This is a genomic window from Yoonia litorea, assembly GCF_900114675.1.
GTDB lineage: Bacteria > Pseudomonadota > Alphaproteobacteria > Rhodobacterales > Rhodobacteraceae > Yoonia > Yoonia litorea.
In genome coordinates, this window is record NZ_FOZM01000001.1 from 1173214 (window position 1) to 1192688 (window position 19475).

Consider the following 19475-nt stretch of genomic DNA (forward strand, 5'->3'; position numbering starts at 1 on the left):
AGATCACGTGAACGACACGCCAGAAACACCTGAAAACGAAGACGAAAATCGGCCAGAGCGCTCGGCCTATGACGGCCCTTCGGTGACGATCGAGCACGAACTCAAGACAAGCTATCTCGACTACGCGATGAGCGTCATCGTCAGCCGCGCGATCCCTGATCTGCGTGACGGTTTGAAACCTGTGCACCGGCGCATTCTTTATGCCATGCACGGGACCAATAACACGCCCGACAAACCCTACCGCAAATCCTCTCGCCCTGTGGCGGAAGCCATGGGTAAATACCACCCGCACGGTGATGGGGCGATCTATGACGCGCTGGTGCGGATGGCGCAGGACTTTTCGATGTCACTGCCCTTGCTTGATGGTCAGGGCAACTTTGGCTCGATGGACGGCGATAAGGCCGCAGCTTACCGCTATACCGAAGTGCGTATGGATCACCCTGCGGTCTATCTGCTTGCTGACATCGACAAAGAGACGGTTGATTTTCAGGACAACTACGATGGCAAGGATCGCGAGCCGACCGTTTTGCCGGCGCGTTTCCCCAATATGCTGGTCAATGGTGCCGGCGGCATCGCTGTGGGGATGGCAACGAATATTCCACCACACAATCTTGGCGAAGTTGTCGATGCGACACTGGCGCTGATCGACAACCCTGACCTCACGTCTGAGGAAATGATCGAATTTATCCCCGGTCCCGATTTTCCGACCGGCGGTATCATTCTCGGCCGTTCAGGTGCGCGCAAGGCCTACCTTGAAGGTCGCGGCTCGGTAATCGTTCGCGCGAAAACCTCCGTCGAGGAAATCCGCAAGGATCGCTTTGCGATTATCATCGAAGAGATTCCTTATCAGGTGAACAAGGCCGCAATGATCGACCGGATCGCCGAGGCCGCACGCGACAAGCGGATTGAAGGCATTGCACATGTTCAGGACGAATCCGATCGCTCCGGTGTGCGTGTCGTTATTGAACTGAAGCGCGACGCCACAGCGGAAGTCGTGCTGAACCAGTTGTTCCGTTTCACGCCGATGCAGACGCACTTCGGGTGCAACATGCTGGCCTTGAACGGTGGCAAGCCAGAGCAACTGACACTGCGCGGGTTCCTGACGGCATTTGTTGATTTCCGCGAAGACGTAGTTGTCCGCAGGACCGCCTTCGATCTGCGTAAGGCGCGTGACCGGGCGCATATTCTCTGCGGTCTGGCTGTTGCGGTCACCAATATCGACGAAGTTGTGCAGACGATCCGGTCCTCGGCAGATGCCGCGACAGCGCGCGAAAAGCTGATGACACGCCGCTGGCCCGCCGAGAGCATTCTTGAATACATCAAGCTGATCGATGATCCGACCCATACCGCCAATGAGGACGGAACATATAACCTGTCGGAGACACAGGCCCGCGCAATTCTTGAATTGCGCCTGCAGCGTCTGACCCAGATTGGCGTCAAGGAAGTCACCGACGAATTGCAGGAACTGGCCGCGAAGATCCGCGAGTATTTGGAAATTCTGGGCAGCCGTGAACGGATCATGCAGATCATCCGCGACGAGTTGAACGAGGTGAAAGACCTCTTTGCGGTTCCGCGTCGCACGGAGATCGTCGACTGGTCCGGCGATATGGAAGACGAGGACCTGATCGAGAAAGAGGACATGGTCGTCACCGTGACCTCTGGCGGCTACATCAAGCGGACCGCCCTCGCCGATTTCCGCGCGCAGCGCCGTGGCGGCAAAGGTCTGTCGTCGATGCAAACCAAAGAAGAGGACGTGGTCACCACCCTCTTTGTGGCCAATACGCACACACAACTTCTGTTCTTCACGACCGATGGCATGGTCTATAAGCTCAAGACATGGCGTTTGCCATTGGGCAGCCGCACGGCCAAAGGCAAAGCCATCGTCAACATCCTGCCAATTCCGCAAGGTGTGTCGATCGCAGCCATTATGCCGGTGGACCGACCAGAGGAAGAATGGGACGACTTGCAGGTGGTCTTTGCAACCTCGGCTGGCACTGTGCGCCGCAACAAGCTGTCCGACTTCACCAATGTCATGCGCAACGGCAAGATCGCGATGAAGTTCGAGGACGAACACGCAGATACCACGCTGATCAATGCGCGCATCGCGTCAAATGATGATGATGTGATGCTGGTGACAGACTCAGGCCGCGCGATCCGGTTCCCTGCAACTGACGTGCGTGTCTTCAACTCCCGCTCGTCGGTGGGTGTTCGCGGGATCAAACTGCAGGGCGACGACAAGGTGGTCTCGATGTCAATCATCCGCCATTTCGAGGCTGATCCGGCTGAGCGTGCTGCTTATCTGAAAATGCGCCGCGCGATGGCAGGACTGGCCGATGATGCCGAAGTGGACGACGAAGAAAACGCCACACCGGGTGAACTGCCGCAGGAGCGTTATGCTGAAATGTCTGCTGCTGAAAACCTGATCCTGACGATCACAGCAAAAGGGTCTGGCAAGCTTTCTTCCAGCCATGACTATCCCGTCCGCGGGCGTGGCGGCATGGGCGTTGCGGCGATGGACAAAGCCATGCGTGGCGGGCCATTGGTGACATCCTTCCCTGTCGATCTGTCAGACCAGATCATGCTTGTGACCTCGACAGGCCAGTCGATCAGGGTGCCTGTTGACGGGATTTCCTTCCGGTCGCGCGGGGCTGGCGGCGTCAAAGTCTTTGATACCGGTAAAGGCGAAACCGTGGTTAGCGTCGCATGGATCGCTGATCAGGGCGAAGAAGACGTCACCGAAGACTAAGCAAGGGGCCCCGCCATCGCGGGGCCTTTTCTTTTGAGCGCACCGCCTCTAGATCAAGCCCATGGAAAAGACACTCAATATCATCGGCGGCGGCATGGCCGGTTCTGAAGCCGCTTGGCAGGCCGCAAACGCTGGCGTGAAAGTGGTGATCCACGAAATGCGCCCGAAGGTGGAAACTTTCGCCCACCGCACCGGAAATCTGGGAGAAATGGTTTGTTCCAACTCTTTCCGTTCGGACGACCATGAGCAGAATGCCGTGGGGCTCTTGCACTGGGAAATGCTGCAAGCTGGCGGGTTGATCATGCAGACCGCTTATAAACACCGTCTGCCGGCGGGTGGTGCATTGGCGGTCGACCGTGATCCGTTTGCCGAAAGCGTGACGGCGGCGCTCAAAGCGCATCCGAATATTTCCGTTTCTTATGACGAGATTACAGAGCTTCCTGAAGATGGACTGTGGATCGTCGCGACAGGTCCGCTGACGTCAGGTGCCTTAGCAGAAGCGATCCAGAAAGAAACCGGTGCCGAAGCACTCGCTTTCTTCGATGCCATTGCACCGATTGTCTACAAGGACAGCATCAATATGGACGTCGCATGGATGCAGTCACGCTATGACAAAGGCGAGACCGAGGAAGAGCGCACGGCCTACCTCAACTGTCCGATGACCAAGGACCAGTATGAGGCGTTCATTGACGCCCTTCTTGCAGCCGACAAGACCGAATTCAAAGAGGGTGAGACCGCAGGTTATTTCGACGGATGCCTGCCAATTGAGGTTATGGCCGAACGCGGACGTGAGACGTTACGCTTCGGGCCAATGAAGCCGGTTGGCCTCACCAATGCAAACGATCCTGAAAACAAACCCTACGCGGTCGTCCAGTTGCGCCGCGATAACGCGCTTGGGACGCTCTACAATATCGTAGGCTTCCAGACCAAGATGAAATACGGGGCGCAAAATACTGTTTTCAAAATGATACCTGGCCTTGAGGAGGCTGAGTTTGCGCGCCTTGGCGGTATTCACCGCAACACGTTTATCAATTCGCCCACGCTTCTGGACGCGCAGATGCGCCTGCGATCCCGTCCCAATATCCGCTTTGCCGGCCAGATCACTGGCGTCGAGGGCTATGTGGAAAGCGCTGCAATGGGCCTGCTTGCCGGTCGTATGGCGGTCGCGGAACTGAATGGTGAGGTTCTGCCCCCAGTCCCCAACACAACTGCGATGGGCGCACTTGTCACGCACATCACAGGCGGTGCCGAGGCTAAGACATTCCAACCGATGAACGTCAATTTTGGCCTGTTCCCGCCGCTTGAAGGCGTGAAAGGCGGGCGGCGTGGTCGAAAAGACCGCTACAAGGCCTATACCGAACGGGCAAAGGCAGATTGGCAGCATTGGCTGGGACAAACAGCACTGGACGCCGCGTAGTCTCTGCTCCTAGATAGTGCAATGAGTGACAAAAAGGTCTTGCGTCCGGAGTTGTGGACCCCTCGCCCAGTGGCAGAAACCATTGCGGTCTATGCGGATTGGGCGGATACTTATGAGGCGGAAGTCACTGCGCGTGGTTATCGGACGCCAGAGCGTCTGGCACATGCGCTCTCCGGTTTTGCAAGTGCCGATACCGCAATACTCGATTTCGGCTGTGGCACAGGGATTGGTGGCGCGGCTTTGCGGGCGGCAGGATTTACCTGCATTGATGGCACGGACATCACCGAAGAAATGCTGATGAAGGCCGCCGATCGCGGAATCTACCGCAACACCTGGGTGTCATCATCAGATGACATGGGATTTGAGGCCGGCACCTACGATGTGATTGTCGCTGTGGGCGTGGTCAGTCTGGGCGCTGCACCGCCAGAAACCTTGCACCCCCTGCTTGCGAAATTGCCTGTGCAGGGTTTGCTTGCCCTTTCCTTTAACGACCCCACGCTTGCTGACGCACGCTACCAAGACGCATTGGAGGCCGCTTGCACCTCGCTGTCTGCAACAACCGTCTTCCGCGAGCATGGCCCCCATCTCGAAGATGTCGGCATGGGTTCTGACGTCATAATCCTGCAACGCCAGTGAAAACACGGTTCGCTCCCTCACCCACAGGACCTTTGCACCTTGGTCATGCGTTCTCGGCTCTGACAGTGTGGTCGCATGCGCAAAGCCTTGGCGGTGTGGCGCTCTTGCGGATCGAAGACACCGATAGCACCCGCTGCAAACCAGAGTTTGAGGCTGCCATCTTTGACGATCTCAAGTGGCTGGGGCTGAAGTGGCCTGAGCCTGTCTTGCGCCAGTCAGAACATGATGACGAGTATATCGCCGTGCTTGGCAAGCTTGCCGCGAAAGGCCTGCTTTACCCCTGTAGCTGCTCCCGCAAGGACATCATTGCCGCTGGCGCGCGCCCGGGCGAGGATGGATTCGTCTATCCTGGCACCTGCCGCAAGCGCCCGCTTGGTCAACGAAAGCCAGGCGATGCGATCAGATTGAATGTGGCCAAGGCGTTGTCACGTATTGATGACGAAATGCGCTACGAAGAAACAGGCGCAAAGGCGGGTCTGTATAGAGCCTCAGTGAACATGTTGACCAAGCGGATTGGTGATCCGGTCCTGCAACGCAAAGAGACCGGGGACCCTGCTTATCATCTGGCTTGTGTGCATGACGACATGCGACAGGAGATCACGCATGTAGTGCGCGGAACTGATCTGCAAGCCTTCACGCCCTTGCATGTCCTTTTGCAAACACTGCTCGGGTATCGCACCCCGATCTATCACCATCATGGTCTGATACTGGACGAAGACGGCAGGCGCCTTGCCAAGATTGATAAATCGAAGGCGATTTCAAAGTATCGGGCCGAAGGGTTCAGCCGCTCCGACATCCGAACAATGATTGGTTTCAGGTGATGGGCTTGGCCAGTTCGACCTCTTCCCCGTTCTGTACGCTTGTGAAAAAGCAGTTTCGACGTCCGGTATGGCAGGCAGCACCAGTCTGATTGACCAGAACCAGCAGGCAATCACGGTCGCAATCAATCCGGAAGTCCACCAATTCCTGCGTGTGGCCGCTCGTCTCGCCTTTGATCCAGAACCACTGGCGGGATCGCGACCAATAGGTCACGCGGCGCGTCTCTAGTGTGCGCTGGATCGCCTCTTTATTCATCCACGCCATCATCAGCACGTCACCAGTTTCGGCGTCCTGTGCAATCGCGGGGATGAGCCCTGCGTCGTTATAGGTCAGGGTGTCGGGGTCAAATGACATGGGAAAGGCCTTTGCAAGACTGGTGCTGGGGACTATCTACGGAGGACGCAAGTAAAGGGCAACGCCATGTCGGCTGAAACCGATCTGATCAAACTCTACTCTGGCCGCATTCTGGCGCTCGCGGCAGATATGCCGCGCACAACACGTCTGGAAAATCCCACAGCAACAGCCAAGAAACGCGCGCCGCTTTGCGGCTCTACTGTTACGGTAGACGTCGCTGTCACGGATGGGGTTATCACCGACTATGCTCAGGACGTGAAGGCCTGTGCCCTTGGTCAAGCTGCAGCAGCCATCGTTGGTGCAAATGTTGTGGGCCTGAGCGTTGCCGAGATCGAAGAAGGCCGTAACGCGCTTTATGCAATGCTGAAAGAGGATGGCCCTGTGCCGCCCGCACCCTTTTCCGATCTTGAGGTGTTGCAACCGGCAAAGGACTACAAGAACCGCCATGCCTCGATCATGCTGGCCTTCGATGCGACCCTTGACGCTTTGAGCGAAGCGCAGGCCGCCGGATAAAAAAACCGCCGCATCCCGGGACAAGGGAGCGGCGGCAGGAATGAAACGGTCAAATCCGGTCCGATATCAATCGAGGAGAGGCAAAACCCCGCGTTTGAATTGGACAGGCAGGTCACCACATCGCATTCTTGGGACAGGCAATGTGTGGGACCGGATCTGAGCCGTCAGGCAAATCAAATCAACCCGGGCAAGGTCAATCCGACAATCAGCAAAACCATCAAGGCAACAACGCCCAGAGCATCAGCGACGATCGTTTCACGCGAGCGTGTCAGGACCAGTTTAATCTCTTCTGCCATGGCTGTGTTCCTTGAATGTTCTGTTGCCACTTTGTTCTCATAACCTACCGTCAGTGTAAAGAACTTTTTAAGAACATTCGTGAACATTCCGCGCAGTTTGGGGCTAACCTACTGAAATCAAACGGATGGCCTTGTCCTGTTCCATCAGCCACAACAGCGTTCTGGCCGCCTTTCCGCGTTCAGTGGTCAGCGTCGGATCATCGCTCAGCAGTTTACGGGCATCGCTCTGCGCGGTTGCCATTTGTCCCGCGTGACGTTCCAGATCAGCAATGCGAAAGCGTGGAATGCCAGACTGTGCGGTGCCGATGACATCGCCCGCTCCGCGCATCGCGAGGTCCTCTTCCGAGATGCGAAAACCGTCCTCGGTCTCTCTGAGAATTTCCAACCGTCGCTTGCCGCTTTCGCTCAGAGGCGTCTGATAGAGCAACAGACAGGTTGAGGCCGCAGCACCGCGCCCGACCCTGCCCCGCAACTGATGCAGTTGGGCAAGCCCGAAGCGTTCGGCATGTTCGATCACCATAATTGATGCATTGGGAACATCGACGCCTACTTCGATCACAGTTGTCGCCACAAGGACCTTGGTTTCGCCAACCACAAACCGTGCCATCGCTGCGTCCTTATCGGATGGCGGCATTTGTCCATGCACCAGTCCGACCACGCCCTCGCCAAGGGCAGCGCGCAACCTTTTGAAACGTTCCTCTGCGGCGGTCACCTCAAGCACTTCGCTTTCTTCAACCAACGGGCAAACCCAATAGGCCTGACGTCCGTCATTGACAGCACGGCGCAGCTTTTCAACCACCTCATCCATACGGGTCGCTGACACCAGCGCCGTTTGCACAGGTGTGCGTCCGGGCGGCTTTTCATCGAGGATTGACACATCCATGTCGCCATATTGTGCCAAAGCCAAGGATCGCGGGATCGGTGTCGCGGTCATCACCAGCACGTCAACCGCGCGGCCCTTTGTGCCAAGTTCCATCCGTTGCGCCACACCGAAACGGTGTTGTTCATCAATCACTGCCAACCGCAAATCGTGAAAATGCACATCGGCTTGGAACACCGCATGGGTGCCAACAAGGATATTGATCCGGCCTTCGGCAAGGGCGTCCAGCTTTTCGCGGCGCAGCTTTCCCTTGTCGCGCCCAGTCAGAACCTCGATCCGCAGTCCAGCCGCTTCTGCCAGCGGTTTGAGACCCTCCAGATGCTGGCGCGCCAGTATTTCGGTCGGGGCCATCATCACCCCCTGCCCGCCTGCCTCGACCACGGTCAGAAGCGCCATCAAAGCGACCAGCGTCTTGCCTGCACCCACGTCTCCTTGCAACAGGCGGTTCATCCGGAACGGCGAGGCAAGATCGTCACGGATTTCCGCAACCGCCCTGAGCTGGGCACCGGTGGGTTCATAAGGCAGCTGAGCCAGAACCTTGGCCGCCAGAACGCCGGTGTCCTGCGATGCGATCCCCTTTGACCGCCGCGTGGCCGCGCGCGCCAGCGCCAACGTCAATTGATGGGCCAGTAACTCATCATAGGCGAGCCGCTCGCGCGACTTGGCAAAAGGCGAAATATCCTGACTGGACTGTGGGTTATGCGCTGCTTCCAACGCACCCTTCCAATCGGGCCAACCCTCTCGGGCTTTCAGCGCGGGATCAATCCATTCAGCCAGATCAGGGGCAAATGCAAGCGCCGATCTGGTCGCCTTCCACATCGCTTTTTGCGTGATGCCTGCGTGGAGCGGGTAGACAGGCTCGAATGCCGGTATATCGGCGGCTGCCTCCGGCGGCACGACATGATCGGGGTGGACCATCTGGGCAACCCCATCAAAGACTTCGACCTTGCCAGAAACGAGACGCCGTTCTCCGACAGGCAAGAGCCGCTGCAGATAGTCGGGACGCGCATGAAAAAAGACGAGTTGGAAACTGCTCTGCGCGTCATCGACAAACACGCGGTACGGACGGCCACGGTTGCGCGGTGGTTGATGGGCACCAACGGTGACCTCGACTGTCGCTGTCGCAGGCGGCACGACGTCAGTCAAACTGTTGCGGCGGCTGCGATCAATCCCCGATGCCGGAAGGGTGAAAAGTAGGTCCCGCGGGTGGGAAACACCTGCACCCGTCAGCACCTGCGCCGACTTTGGGCCAATCCCGTCAAGGCGAGTGAGGTCCGCGAAAAGCGGAAAGAGGATTTCTGGCCGCCCGCTCATGCGTCGCCGATAAGTGCAAGCCAGGTGTCTTCGTCGATAGTTTCAACGCCAAGGTCAGCCGCTTTCTTGGCCTTAGATCCCGCACCGGGACCGGCAATCAAGATATCTGTCTTGGCGCTGACCGAACCCGACACCTTGGCACCCAGGGCTTCGGCACGTGCTTTCGCTTCGGCCCGTGTCATCCTCTCCAATGTGCCGGTGAAGACGACGGTCTTGCCAGCAACCGGACTATCAGTTGCGACCTTGGCTGCGTCTTCGATGGTCAGCTCTGCCACCAAGGCATCAATGGACGCACGCTCTGCCTCTTGGTGAAACGTTGTGATCACCGAAGTTGCCATGACGCTGCCGACTCCGTCGATGCCAACCAACTCCTCCCATGCGGCACCCTGCCCGACTTCAGCCGATGTCATCGCTGTCTCGAAGGCGTCCCACGATCCATAATGATTGGCGAGCAAATTTGCCGCGTTTTCACCGACGTGGCGGATTCCAAGCGAGAAAATCACCCGCGCCAGCGCAATCTCGCGACGGTCGTCGATTGCATCAAAGAGCTTGGTTGCACTCTTTTCGCCCCAGCCTTCGCGATTTTTGAGTTGCTGAATGCCCTGCCCATACCGCGCGCGCAATTTGAAGATATCGGCAGGCGTTGCAATCCAGCCATCAAGATAGAATTGCTCAACCTGTTTGGCTCCCATGCCGTCGATGTCGAACGCAGCGCGTGAGACGAAGTGCTTGAGCTTCACGACCGCCTGCGCGGGACAGATCAACCCGCCAGTGCAACGGCGCACGGCGTCGCCCTCTTCGCGGATAGCCTTGGATTCACATTCCGGACATGCCTGCGGAAATTCATAGGGCTTGGCGTCTTCAGGGCGGCGCGCAAGATCAACATCCGCGATTTTCGGGATCACATCGCCCGCGCGATAGACCTGAACCCAGTCGCCGACACGCACGTCGTTACCGCCACGGATTGGTGCCCCGTTCCCGTCTTTTCCGGCGATGTAGTCCTCATTGTGCAGCGTCGCGTTGGAGACCACGACCCCACCCACCGTGACAGGTCTCAGCCGCGCCACAGGGGACAAGGCACCGGTGCGGCCAACCTGAATGTCGATCGCTTCAAGCACTGTCCAGGCCAACTCAGCAGGGAATTTATGTGCAATCGCCCACCGCGGCGTTGTCGACCGAAACCCCAGACGAGACTGCAAGGCAAGGTCGTCAACCTTGTAGACCACCCCGTCGATGTCATAGCCAAGCGTGGCGCGCTGCGCCTCGATTTTCTTGTAATGGGCGATAGCAGCTTCAGGGCCTTCGCAAGTTACGGTCAACGGGTTTGTCACAAAACCAAAGTCGGACAGCCGCGCGATTGCGCCCATCTGCGTCTCTGCAATCGGTGCTGAAACCTCACCCCAGGCATAGGCAAAGAACCTGAGTGGCCGAGCGCGCGTGACTTCGGGGTCAAGCTGCCTGAGCGACCCTGCCGCGGCATTTCTGGGATTCGCAAATGTCTTTGCACCTGCTGCTTGCTGGCGCGCATTCAGCGCCTCAAAGTCAGCATGGCTCATATACACCTCACCGCGGACCTCCAGCACTTCCGGGGCATTGTCGATCCGCTGCGGAATATCTCCGATGGTGCGGGCATTGGCGGTAACGTTTTCACCCACCGCGCCGTCCCCGCGCGTGGCGGCCTGTGTCAAATCGCCGTTTTCGTATCTCAGCGAGAGCGAGAGCCCGTCAATCTTGGGTTCTGCGGTATATGTCAGCGGGGCGTCATCATCGCGGCCCAGATAACGCCTGATCCGCGCATCAAAATCGTGGACGTCTTCATCTTCAAACGCATTTCCAAGTGAAAGCATGCGCACTGCGTGTTGGACCTTGCCGAACCCTTCGGCGATTGGCGCGCCGACCTGATCGCTTGGGCTGTCTTCGCGTTTGAGGTCGGGAAACGCCGCTTCGATAGCCAGATTACGTTTCTTGAGCCGGTCGTATTCGGCGTCTGAGAGGTCCGGGGCGTCGTGCGTGTGATAAGCTTCGTTGGCCGCTTGCAGGGCCTGTGCGAGCGATGCCAATTCACGCTTTGCCTGCTCCGGCGTCAAAGTCGAAACCGGCGTTTCTGCCGTCTCGGCTGCATCCCCGTTGTCCGCCATGCCGCCCCCCCTTCATGCAAGTGTTCTGCATGGCTATAATTAGGGGGACCGACGATCAGCGTCCAGCGATCATCGGCCGTCTTGTTGTTTTCACACCCTGTCCGTCGGGCGCATGGACGACGCCTAGGCGCCGATCGCAAGTGGTTGGTGTTGGGCGACAGGTTCAGGGTCGCGCAAGACATAGCCGCGCCCCCAGACAGTCTCGATGTAATTTGCGCCTGCGGTCGCTTCGCTGAGTTTCTTACGCAGCTTGCAGATGAAGACGTCAATGATCTTCAATTCCGGTTCATCCATGCCGCCGTAAAGATGATTGAGGAACATTTCCTTTGTCAGTGTAGTCCCCTTGCGCAGCGAAAGCAGCTCAAGCATTTGGTATTCCTTGCCGGTCAGGTGAACGGTGTTGCCTTCCACATCGACGGTTTTCGCGTCCAGATTGACGGCGATCTGACCGGTTTTGATGATGGATTGTGCATGCCCCTTGGACCGCCGGATGATTGCATGAATCCGCGCGACCAGTTCTTCACGGTGGAACGGTTTGGTCAGGTAATCGTCTGCACCGAAGCCAAACCCTTTGATCTTGCTTTCGGTATCGTCGTCGCCGGACAGGATCAGGATCGGCGTTTCGATCTTGCTCAAACGCAGTTGCCGTAACACTTCATGCCCGGTCATGTCGGGCAAATTGATATCGAGCAAGATGATGTCGTAGTCATATAACTTTGCCAGATCGATGCCCTCTTCACCAAGATCGGTGGCATAAACATTCAGGTTGGCATGGGTCAGCATCAATTCGATGCTTTTCGAGGTCGTTGGATCGTCTTCTACTAGCAAAACGCGCATGCGAGCTCTCCACTCCGGTATGTGATAATCCTAACTAACCGCTAAAAGTTTAACCACACGTTACCATACGCATCGTAAATTCCATATACCCGTTAGGGTTGTCTAAACTTTTGCAGTGCTGTCGCCTTGAGTGCCGCTTCGCCATGCATGGTGATGGCTGTTTCCCATTCAGAGAATTCTTCATCAGAGAGAGCGTAGCGTTCCAATGCAGATGATCTGGTAATGAGGCCATAGGCAACTGCACGAACGACCGCAGCCTTGCGAGACGCCACCCAGCGTGTTGTACCCTTATCGGGCAGATCAGCCCGCGTCATGATGGTGCCGTCGGGCAATGTGACCGAGCGTGGTCCTGAGACCTTGCGAAGATACATAACCAACCTCTTCTTTTCATGTCGCTGACAGGTTATGCAGCGCAAGCCTTAAGGTCGGGTAACGCCTCGTCTTGAGAGTGTGTCGCATTTTCCTATATTTCGACCAAACCCCAAAGGATATCGAGATGCCGCTGGAATCGCCTCTGAACTCATTGGGCTTTGCAAAAGCCCCCGCCGAGACACGTGTCGTCGTCGCCATGTCCGGTGGTGTCGACAGCTCTGTCGTTGCAGCAATGCTGGCAGATGAAGGATATGACGTCGTCGGTGTCACACTCCAGCTTTACGATCACGGGGCGGCACTGGCCAAGAAAGGAGCCTGTTGCGCTGGCCGTGATATTCACGACGCCCGCCGTGTTGCCGAAGAAAAAGGGTTTCCACACTACGTTCTGGATTATGAAAACACGTTCCGCGAAGCCGTGATGGACGAGTTCGCCGACAGCTATCTGGGCGGCGCGACGCCGGTGCCCTGCATCCGCTGCAACGAACGGGTGAAGTTCAAGGATTTGTTGGAAACAGCCAAGGACCTCGATGCCGACTGTATGGCCACAGGTCACTACATCCAGCGCAAGATGGGTCTGGAGGGTGCAGAGCTACACGTCGCGGCTGATCCAACAAAGGACCAAAGCTATTTTCTGTTCTCGACCACGCAAGAGCAGCTCGATTATCTGCGTTTCCCGCTGGGACATCACAAATCCAAAGAGGAAACGCGCGCCCTGGCGGCCAAATACGGACTGAGTGTTGCCGACAAACCTGACAGCCAGGATATCTGCTTTGTCCCCAACGGCGATTACGCGGCCGTCATCGAAAAACTGCGCCCAGGTGCGGCCGAACCGGGCGAGATTGTCGATGTCGATGGGCACGTCCTTGGCACGCATAAGGGCGTCATTCATTACACGATCGGTCAACGGCGCGGGTTGGGGATCGGTGGTCTTGCGGACCCGCTTTACGTGGTCAAACTCGATGTGGACAACAAACAGGTTGTCGTCGGACCCAAAGAGATGCTTGCCACCCGCCGCGTGCCGGTGCGAGAGATCAACTGGATCGGTGAAGGCAATCTGATGGACAAAGCCGAGCATCACATTGCCGTGCGTGTCCGGTCCACCCGCCCGCCGACCGATGCAATCCTGCGGCCGATGTCGGAAACAGAAGCCGAGGTGGAATTGCTGGTCGCCGAACAGGGTGTGTCACCGGGACAAGCCTGTGTTTTCTATGATCCTGATAGCACGCGCGTGCTCGGTGGTGGATGGATTTGGCGCGGCAACTAGAGGCTCTGGCAGAGCTGTTTCGCGGCTGACCGCCTTGTAACAAACGGTTTGCAACATCGCCTCACATGTCTGTGTCAGCACTAGCTTTGCGCATCTGAATGGTCCCATCTAATTCGCAAGAGACGCAATCTTGTGGAGGATTTCCCATGACACTGACCCGCCGCCATTTGCTTGGGCTTGCTTTGACAGCACCCGTCGCAGGCATCATCGCGACGCGCTCAATGGCGCAGACCGCGCAAATCTATACCGAAGGTGGTATCGCCATCGATGGATCTGATACGGTTGCCTATTTTGATGGCAATGGCCCTGTCGCCGGTGACCCCAGCATCACCACCGACTACATGGGGGCCACATGGCAGTTCGCGTCGGAGGAAAACCGCGCGAAATTCGAGGCCGACCCGATGGCCTACGCACCCCAATACGGCGGGTATTGTGCTTACGCTGTCAGTCAGGGCTACACCGCCTCAACGGTGCCTGAGGCCTGGAGCATCGTTGACGGGAAACTCTACCTCAACTTTTCAACCGGCGTCCGTCGCCGTTGGGAGCGCGACATTCCCGGACATATCGCAGCCGCGAATGCCAACTGGCCTGCGGTTCTGGGTTAAGTTCGAGGTTGCATCGCGGTCTTTGCTGACGTCAGATCGCTCTGTTGTGGCAGGGTGATTTTGATGGATGCATTCGGAGAAGAAATCTGGTTGATTGACGGCGGATCGGTCATGTCCTACGGGTTTGAATATCCGACCCGCTCAGCCATCTTCCGCTTGTCTGACGGCAGTTTGGTTGTCTGGTCGCCGGTCGGTCTGACAGAGGCGATCCGCACTGGGGTCGCCACACTTGGCACTGTCGCCTATTTGATCGCGCCAAACACGCTGCACCATCTGGCAATAGCAGACTGGTCAGCAGCGTTTCCCGACGCGGCCATCTGGGCACCACGTGCGCTTGCCAGCAAACGCCCTGACCTCACATTCGCGGGGTTCCTCGATAATGGCGCACCGGCGTCTTGGGGTGGCGAGTTGGATTATCACATCGTCCCGCACAAGATCACGACAGAAGCCGTCTTCTTTCACAGACCGTCCAAAACGGTACTTTTCACGGACCTGATCCAGCAATTTCCGCCAGGGTTCCACAAAGGATGGCAAGGCATCGTAGCGCGTTTGGACCTGATGACAGGGGACCGCCCGAATGTTCCGCGCAAGTTCCGGCTCGGCTTCGGGAGCAAACCCAAGGCACGTGCGCTGGTGAAACCAATTCTGGACTGGCCCGCAGACAAAGTCGTGATGGCGCATGGCGCACCTGTCACCTCCAATGGGCAGGCACAACTGCGCCAAACCTTTGACTGGCTGTTCTAGCCTGACGGCGTCAGAAAACACTGGAAGAAGGCAAGGCTAAAGGTTACGCAAAGCGCCATGATTTACGCTTCTGCATCTGAATGGCGCAACGCCCCGCAAAAACGCGTCCTGCTTTTTGCGATGTCAGGATTGGGAAAGACCTATCTTTCGACCATGCTGCGCGGGACAGGTGACTGGTTTCATTATTCGATCGATTATCGGATCGGAACCCGCTACATGGGCGAAAAGATCGCTGACAACGCAAAACGCGAAGCGATGAAAGTGCCCTTCCTGCGCGATTTGTTACGCTCCAACTCGATCTATATCGGATCGAACATCTCGTTTGATGATCTCAAACCGATGTCATCCTATCTCGGCAAACCTGGTGATGCCTCAAAAGGCGGGTTGCCTTGGGACGAATACACACGCCGTCAGGACGAGTTTCAGGCGGCTGAGGTGTCTGCCTTGCTTGACACAGGCTATTTCATCGACCGCTCGGTTGATCTTTACCAGTATCCGCATTTCGTCTGTGACACCGGCGGGTCGATTTGTGAATGGGTCGATGCCGACAATCCCGACGATCCGATCCTGACAAACCTTGCCGCGCGCACTTTGATGGTCTGGATCAAAGGAACCGAGGCACATACCGCCGAACTGATCCGCCGGTTCGACAAAGAGCCGAAACCGATGTCATATGATCCTGCATTCCTATTGCAGACATGGCAGGCCTATCTGGCGGAATTCGACGTCGCACCTGAGAAAGTTGATCCGGATGATTTCATCCGCTGGGCCTTTGCCAAAGCCTTGGCTCACCGCCAGCCGCGGTATCAGGCCATGGCTGAGAAATGGGGCCTGACGGTCGAGCAACAGGCAGTCGAACAGGTCAAGGATACGGAGGGCTTTGTCAGCATGATCGCTGACGCTCTTGAGATGCGCGGGTAGCCGCCCTATCTCTGCCCTCCAATCAGGATCATTCCCATGCCGATCAAACTGCCTTCCGCCCTGCCCGCCTATAACGTCCTTTCACAAGAAGGCGTTATGGTTCTCGACGAAGCGACCGCCTCGCGTCAGGATATCCGCCCTTTGCGGATTGCCCTGCTGAACCTGATGCCAAAGAAGATCCAGACAGAGAACCAGTTCGCGCGTCTGATCGGGGCCACGCCTTTGCAGATCGAGCTTTCGCTGATCCGCATGACCGAACATCAGACCAAGAACACCGCCGCCGAACATATGGAGGAATTCTATCGCCCCTTCAGCGATGTTCACGATGAAAAGTTCGACGGTCTCATCATCACCGGTGCACCCATCGAGCATCTCCCGTTTGAAGAGGTGACCTATTGGGATGAGCTGACGCAGGTCTTTGACTGGACACAGACCAATGTGCATTCGACCTTCGGCGTGTGCTGGGGCGGTATGGCGATGATCAACTATTTTCACGGCGTGAAGAAGCACATGCTGGATCACAAGGCCTTCGGCTGCTTCCGCCACCAGAACACAGCGCCTGCATCACCTTATCTGCGCGGCTTCTCTGATGACTGTGTCATTCCTGTCAGCCGCTGGACCGAGATGCGTCAGGATGAAATTGATGCAGCGGACGGGCTGAAGACGCTCATCACCAGCGAAGACGCCGGCCCCTGTCTGGTTGAGGATCAGGCACATCGCGCGCTCTATATCTTCAACCACTTCGAATATGACAGTGGCACCCTGAAGCAGGAATATGATCGTGATATTGCCAACGGCACGCCCATCAACGTGCCGATGAACTATTATCCTGACGATGACCCGACGAAAGTCCCCCAGAATAGGTGGAGAAGCCACGCGCATCTCCTATATGGAAACTGGATCAACGAAATTTACCAGACCACCTATTTTGATATGGACCTGATTGGCACTTAAAGCACTGACATATACAGCCATCGCGATCGGCATCGGCGCGGCCCTGACAGCCGCCGTTGCCGGATATCGCGCCTCTGCGGCAGAGCAGGAATATCCTGCGCTTGGCAAGACCGTCGAGGTTGACGGTGTGCCTGTGCATTACGTGCAAGAAGGCTCTGGCCCACATGTGGTTCTGCTGCATGGTGCAGGTGGCAATGTCCGCGACTTTACCTTCGACCTGATGGGGCGCCTGACGGACCGGTATACCGTCACGGCCTTCGATAGGCCCGGCCTTGGCTATACAGGCCGTGTGCCTGAGGTACCAAAGGGACTTCTTGAGACGGCGGGTGACGCGCCAATCAATCAGGCCAAACTACTCCGCGACGCGGCAGAGGCGATTGGCATCACTGACCCGATCCTTGTGGGGCATAGTTTCGGCGGGATCGTGTCGCTGGCGTGGGCGATTGCAGCATTGGACAGTGAAAGCCCCGCCAATCCGGCGGCCATCGTGTCTCTCGCAGGTGTCGCGATGCCTTGGCCGGGTGATCTTGGTGCCTACTACACTGTCAACGGCAGCCTCATTGGCGGCGCGACAACGATTCCGATCATATCCGCCTACACGCCACAATCCATCGTCGAGGACCGGATAGAAGGCACATTTGCGCCTCAGACCGCCCCTGAAGGCTACGGCCATTACATAGGTGCGGGTTTGACGCTCCGCCCTGAAAGTATGCGGGCGAATATCCGTCAGGTGAATACGCTGCGCCCCCATGTCGTCGAAATGGAGAAGCGCTACCCTGAACTGACATTGCCCATCGAGATCATCCATGGGCTTGAGGATACGACGGTACCAATCGAAATCCATTCCGAGCGCATTGCCGAGATTATCCCGCAGGTCAATCTGATCCGGCTCGAAGGGGTTGGACACATGCCGCATCACGCTGACCCCGCTGAAACCATCGCGGCCATTGACCGCGCAGCAGAACGCGCAGCGATCAATTGATAGGTTCGCCCATGTCGGACCCACTCCGGAGCTCTGACGTAAAGGCAGGAAATCATTCCTACGGGTTTTCAACTGTCAATAAGGCACTCCTGTCAGGCTGACATCAGGTAACATGCTGTCTTGCTGCCTGATCCTGTCCCATTGAATTGCGCTTTCAGTCCTTTCCCCCCATATATAACAGACCGGTTTGGGAGAGTTTTCATGGATTTACCATTCGATGGCGCGATCAGCCGCTTCTATCAGGAAGGTGCGCCTGAAGATGTGCGCGCCAGCATCGCTGGTGCCAAGAAGAACGATATCGTGAATCCTGACTATCCTTACCAGAAGCGTTGGGACAAAGACGCCTACAACACAGCACTTGAGGCGTTACAGATCGAATTGGTCAGAATGCAGACTTGGGTGCGCGAAACCGGCCAGCGGGTCGCTATTGTTTTCGAGGGCCGCGATGCGGCCGGCAAAGGCGGCACAATCAAGCGCTTCACTGAAAACCTCAATCCGCGATATGCAAAGGTCGTCGCGCTTTCAAAACCGACCGATGTCGAAGCAGATCAGTGGTATTTCCAAAGGTATATCAAACACCTGCCAGCCAAAGGTGAAGTCGTCCTTTTTGACCGAAGCTGGTACAACCGCGGCGTGGTAGAAGACGTCTTCGACTTTTGCACCGAAGAACAACGCGAGCGCTGGTTCCAGCAGGTGCCCGAAGTCGAGCAAATGATCGCGCATGAAGGAATCAAGCTTATCAAGGTCTGGCTCAACGTCGGGCGTGCGACGCAGTTGAAGCGCTTTCTGGACCGCGAGAAAGATCCGCTCAAGCAATGGAAGCTGAGCTGGATTGATGTCGAAGGGCTCAATCGCTGGGACGCCTACACCAATGCCATCGGCGAAACGCTTGAGCGCACGCACAAGCCTTTTGCACCGTGGACAGTCGCAAGGTCCGATGACAAGCGGCGCGTCCGCGTGCAGGTCATTCGTCATATTCTGAGCCAGCTTGACTATACCGGAAAGAACACCTCCGCCCTCACCCCAATCGACGACGCAGTTATCGGAGGCCCGGACCTCTGCCATGGCTAAACGCGGCTATCATCACGGCAATCTGCGTGAGGCACTCATCAAAGGCTGTCTCACTCTGATCGAAAAGCGGGGGCCGACAGGGTTTACCTTGTCAGAGGCCGCGCGCGAGGCTGGCGTCACGCCAGCCGCAGTCTATCGTCATTTCGAAGGCCGCGAGGACCTGATCGCTGCCGCTGCCCTGCAAGGGTATGAGATGTTCGGCGATCTGATGGAACACGCCTATGGCGACGGCCAACCATCAGCACTTGCAGCCTTTGAGGCAACAGGCCGCGCCTATCTGGCATTCGCCAGAAAATTTCCCGGCTATTACATCGCCATGTTTGAAAGCGGGATTTCGATCAATCGCTCGCCCGAATTGAATAAGGTCGCCACCCGCGCCATGGGCGTGCTCGAAAAGGCCGCGACAGAGCTGAGCCAACATATTCCGGCAGAAAAGCGTCCCCCCCCGCAAATGTTCAGCGCGCATATCTGGGCAATGAGCCATGGCGTTGTCGAACTTTTCGCCAGATCAAACCCCGGAACACAAAGCCCCTTTCCGCCAGAGGATTTGCTTGAATCAGGCATCGGCATCTACCTGCGCGGCTTGGGCCTGATCCCGCAGGACGAATAAGC

Annotated in this window: 19 protein-coding genes; 13 read left to right on the forward strand and 6 right to left on the reverse strand. The window is 57.1% G+C overall.

The window, feature by feature from the left end; translation table 11 throughout:
• The first annotated feature begins 7 nt into the window (after positions 1-7).
• From gyrA to gluQRS, 4 genes are all read left to right on the forward strand, one after another.
• A complete protein-coding gene (gyrA, locus tag BM316_RS06150; protein ID WP_090205303.1) occupies positions 8-2746 on the forward strand; it encodes a DNA gyrase subunit A in 2739 nt (912 codons plus the stop codon).
• A gap of 61 nt (positions 2747-2807) precedes the next feature.
• Complete coding sequence (trmFO, locus tag BM316_RS06155; RefSeq protein ID WP_090205306.1) at positions 2808-4163, forward strand: methylenetetrahydrofolate--tRNA-(uracil(54)-C(5))-methyltransferase (FADH(2)-oxidizing) TrmFO; 1356 nt, start codon at positions 2808-2810, stop codon at positions 4161-4163.
• A gap of 21 nt (positions 4164-4184) precedes the next feature.
• The gene (locus BM316_RS06160) at positions 4185-4799 is read left to right on the forward strand and encodes a class I SAM-dependent DNA methyltransferase (protein ID WP_090205309.1); all 615 of its coding nucleotides are present in this window, start codon (positions 4185-4187) and stop codon (positions 4797-4799) included.
• On the forward strand, positions 4796-5620 hold the full coding sequence (gene gluQRS, locus BM316_RS06165) for a tRNA glutamyl-Q(34) synthetase GluQRS (protein WP_090205311.1): 825 nt from the start codon (positions 4796-4798) through the stop codon (positions 5618-5620). Before BM316_RS06160 ends, gluQRS begins: the two co-directional genes overlap by 4 nt.
• Here gluQRS and hisI read toward each other — a convergent pair.
• Positions 5613-5972, reverse strand: coding sequence for a phosphoribosyl-AMP cyclohydrolase (hisI, locus tag BM316_RS06170; RefSeq protein ID WP_090205314.1), 360 nt, complete (start codon positions 5970-5972; stop codon positions 5613-5615). The genes gluQRS and hisI overlap by 8 nt on opposite strands.
• A gap of 66 nt (positions 5973-6038) precedes the next feature.
• Here hisI and BM316_RS06175 point away from each other — a divergent pair, with 66 nt between their 5' ends.
• Positions 6039-6485 (forward strand): iron-sulfur cluster assembly scaffold protein, encoded by a 447-nt coding sequence (locus BM316_RS06175; protein ID WP_090205317.1) that lies wholly within the window; start codon positions 6039-6041, stop codon positions 6483-6485.
• Positions 6486-6658: 173 nt separating this feature from the next.
• Here BM316_RS06175 and BM316_RS16835 read toward each other — a convergent pair whose 3' ends face one another.
• The 5 genes from BM316_RS16835 to sciP all read right to left on the reverse strand — a co-directional run bounded on the left by BM316_RS16835 (position 6659) and on the right by sciP (position 12321).
• Complete coding sequence (locus BM316_RS16835; RefSeq protein WP_278246873.1) at positions 6659-6781, reverse strand: hypothetical protein; 123 nt, start codon at positions 6779-6781, stop codon at positions 6659-6661.
• Between the two features lie 103 nt (positions 6782-6884).
• Positions 6885-8975: an ATP-dependent DNA helicase RecG gene (gene recG / locus BM316_RS06185; RefSeq protein WP_090205322.1), complete on the reverse strand. Its 2091-nt coding sequence runs from the start codon at positions 8973-8975 to the stop codon at positions 6885-6887.
• A complete protein-coding gene (gene ligA, locus BM316_RS06190) occupies positions 8972-11113 on the reverse strand; it encodes an NAD-dependent DNA ligase LigA (RefSeq protein ID WP_090205324.1) in 2142 nt (713 codons plus the stop codon). Before ligA ends, recG begins: the two co-directional genes overlap by 4 nt.
• Before the next feature lie 123 nt (positions 11114-11236).
• Positions 11237-11950, reverse strand: coding sequence for a response regulator transcription factor CtrA (gene ctrA, locus BM316_RS06195; RefSeq protein ID WP_090205327.1), 714 nt, complete (start codon positions 11948-11950; stop codon positions 11237-11239).
• A 92-nt stretch (positions 11951-12042) separates the two neighbouring features.
• Positions 12043-12321 (reverse strand): CtrA inhibitor SciP, encoded by a 279-nt coding sequence (sciP, locus tag BM316_RS06200; protein ID WP_090205329.1) that lies wholly within the window; start codon positions 12319-12321, stop codon positions 12043-12045.
• Between the two features lie 125 nt (positions 12322-12446).
• On the opposite strand from sciP, the gene mnmA reads away from it, so the two are divergent.
• The 8 genes from mnmA to BM316_RS06240 all read left to right on the forward strand — a co-directional run bounded on the left by mnmA (position 12447) and on the right by BM316_RS06240 (position 19473).
• Positions 12447-13586 carry a tRNA 2-thiouridine(34) synthase MnmA gene (gene mnmA, locus BM316_RS06205; protein ID WP_090205332.1) on the forward strand — a complete coding sequence of 380 codons (1140 nt, stop codon included), beginning with the start codon at positions 12447-12449 and terminating at the stop codon, positions 13584-13586.
• 146 nt (positions 13587-13732) lie between these two features.
• Positions 13733-14191 (forward strand): YHS domain-containing (seleno)protein, encoded by a 459-nt coding sequence (locus BM316_RS06210; protein WP_090205335.1) that lies wholly within the window; start codon positions 13733-13735, stop codon positions 14189-14191.
• 63 nt (positions 14192-14254) lie between these two features.
• Positions 14255-14935 (forward strand): DUF4336 domain-containing protein, encoded by a 681-nt coding sequence (locus tag BM316_RS06215; RefSeq protein ID WP_090205337.1) that lies wholly within the window; start codon positions 14255-14257, stop codon positions 14933-14935.
• A gap of 57 nt (positions 14936-14992) precedes the next feature.
• On the forward strand, positions 14993-15856 hold the full coding sequence (locus tag BM316_RS06220) for an ATPase (RefSeq protein WP_090205340.1): 864 nt from the start codon (positions 14993-14995) through the stop codon (positions 15854-15856).
• Between the two features lie 36 nt (positions 15857-15892).
• Positions 15893-16810, forward strand: coding sequence for a homoserine O-acetyltransferase MetA (gene metA, locus BM316_RS06225; RefSeq protein ID WP_090205342.1), 918 nt, complete (start codon positions 15893-15895; stop codon positions 16808-16810).
• The gene (locus BM316_RS06230; protein WP_090205345.1) at positions 16800-17792 is read left to right on the forward strand and encodes an alpha/beta fold hydrolase; all 993 of its coding nucleotides are present in this window, start codon (positions 16800-16802) and stop codon (positions 17790-17792) included. Before metA ends, BM316_RS06230 begins: the two co-directional genes overlap by 11 nt.
• A gap of 201 nt (positions 17793-17993) precedes the next feature.
• Positions 17994-18863 (forward strand): polyphosphate kinase 2, encoded by an 870-nt coding sequence (gene ppk2, locus BM316_RS06235; RefSeq protein ID WP_090205348.1) that lies wholly within the window; start codon positions 17994-17996, stop codon positions 18861-18863.
• On the forward strand, positions 18856-19473 hold the full coding sequence (locus tag BM316_RS06240) for a TetR/AcrR family transcriptional regulator (protein ID WP_090205351.1): 618 nt from the start codon (positions 18856-18858) through the stop codon (positions 19471-19473). The genes ppk2 and BM316_RS06240 overlap by 8 nt, the downstream gene beginning before the upstream one ends.
• The last annotated feature ends 2 nt before the right edge of the window (positions 19474-19475 follow it).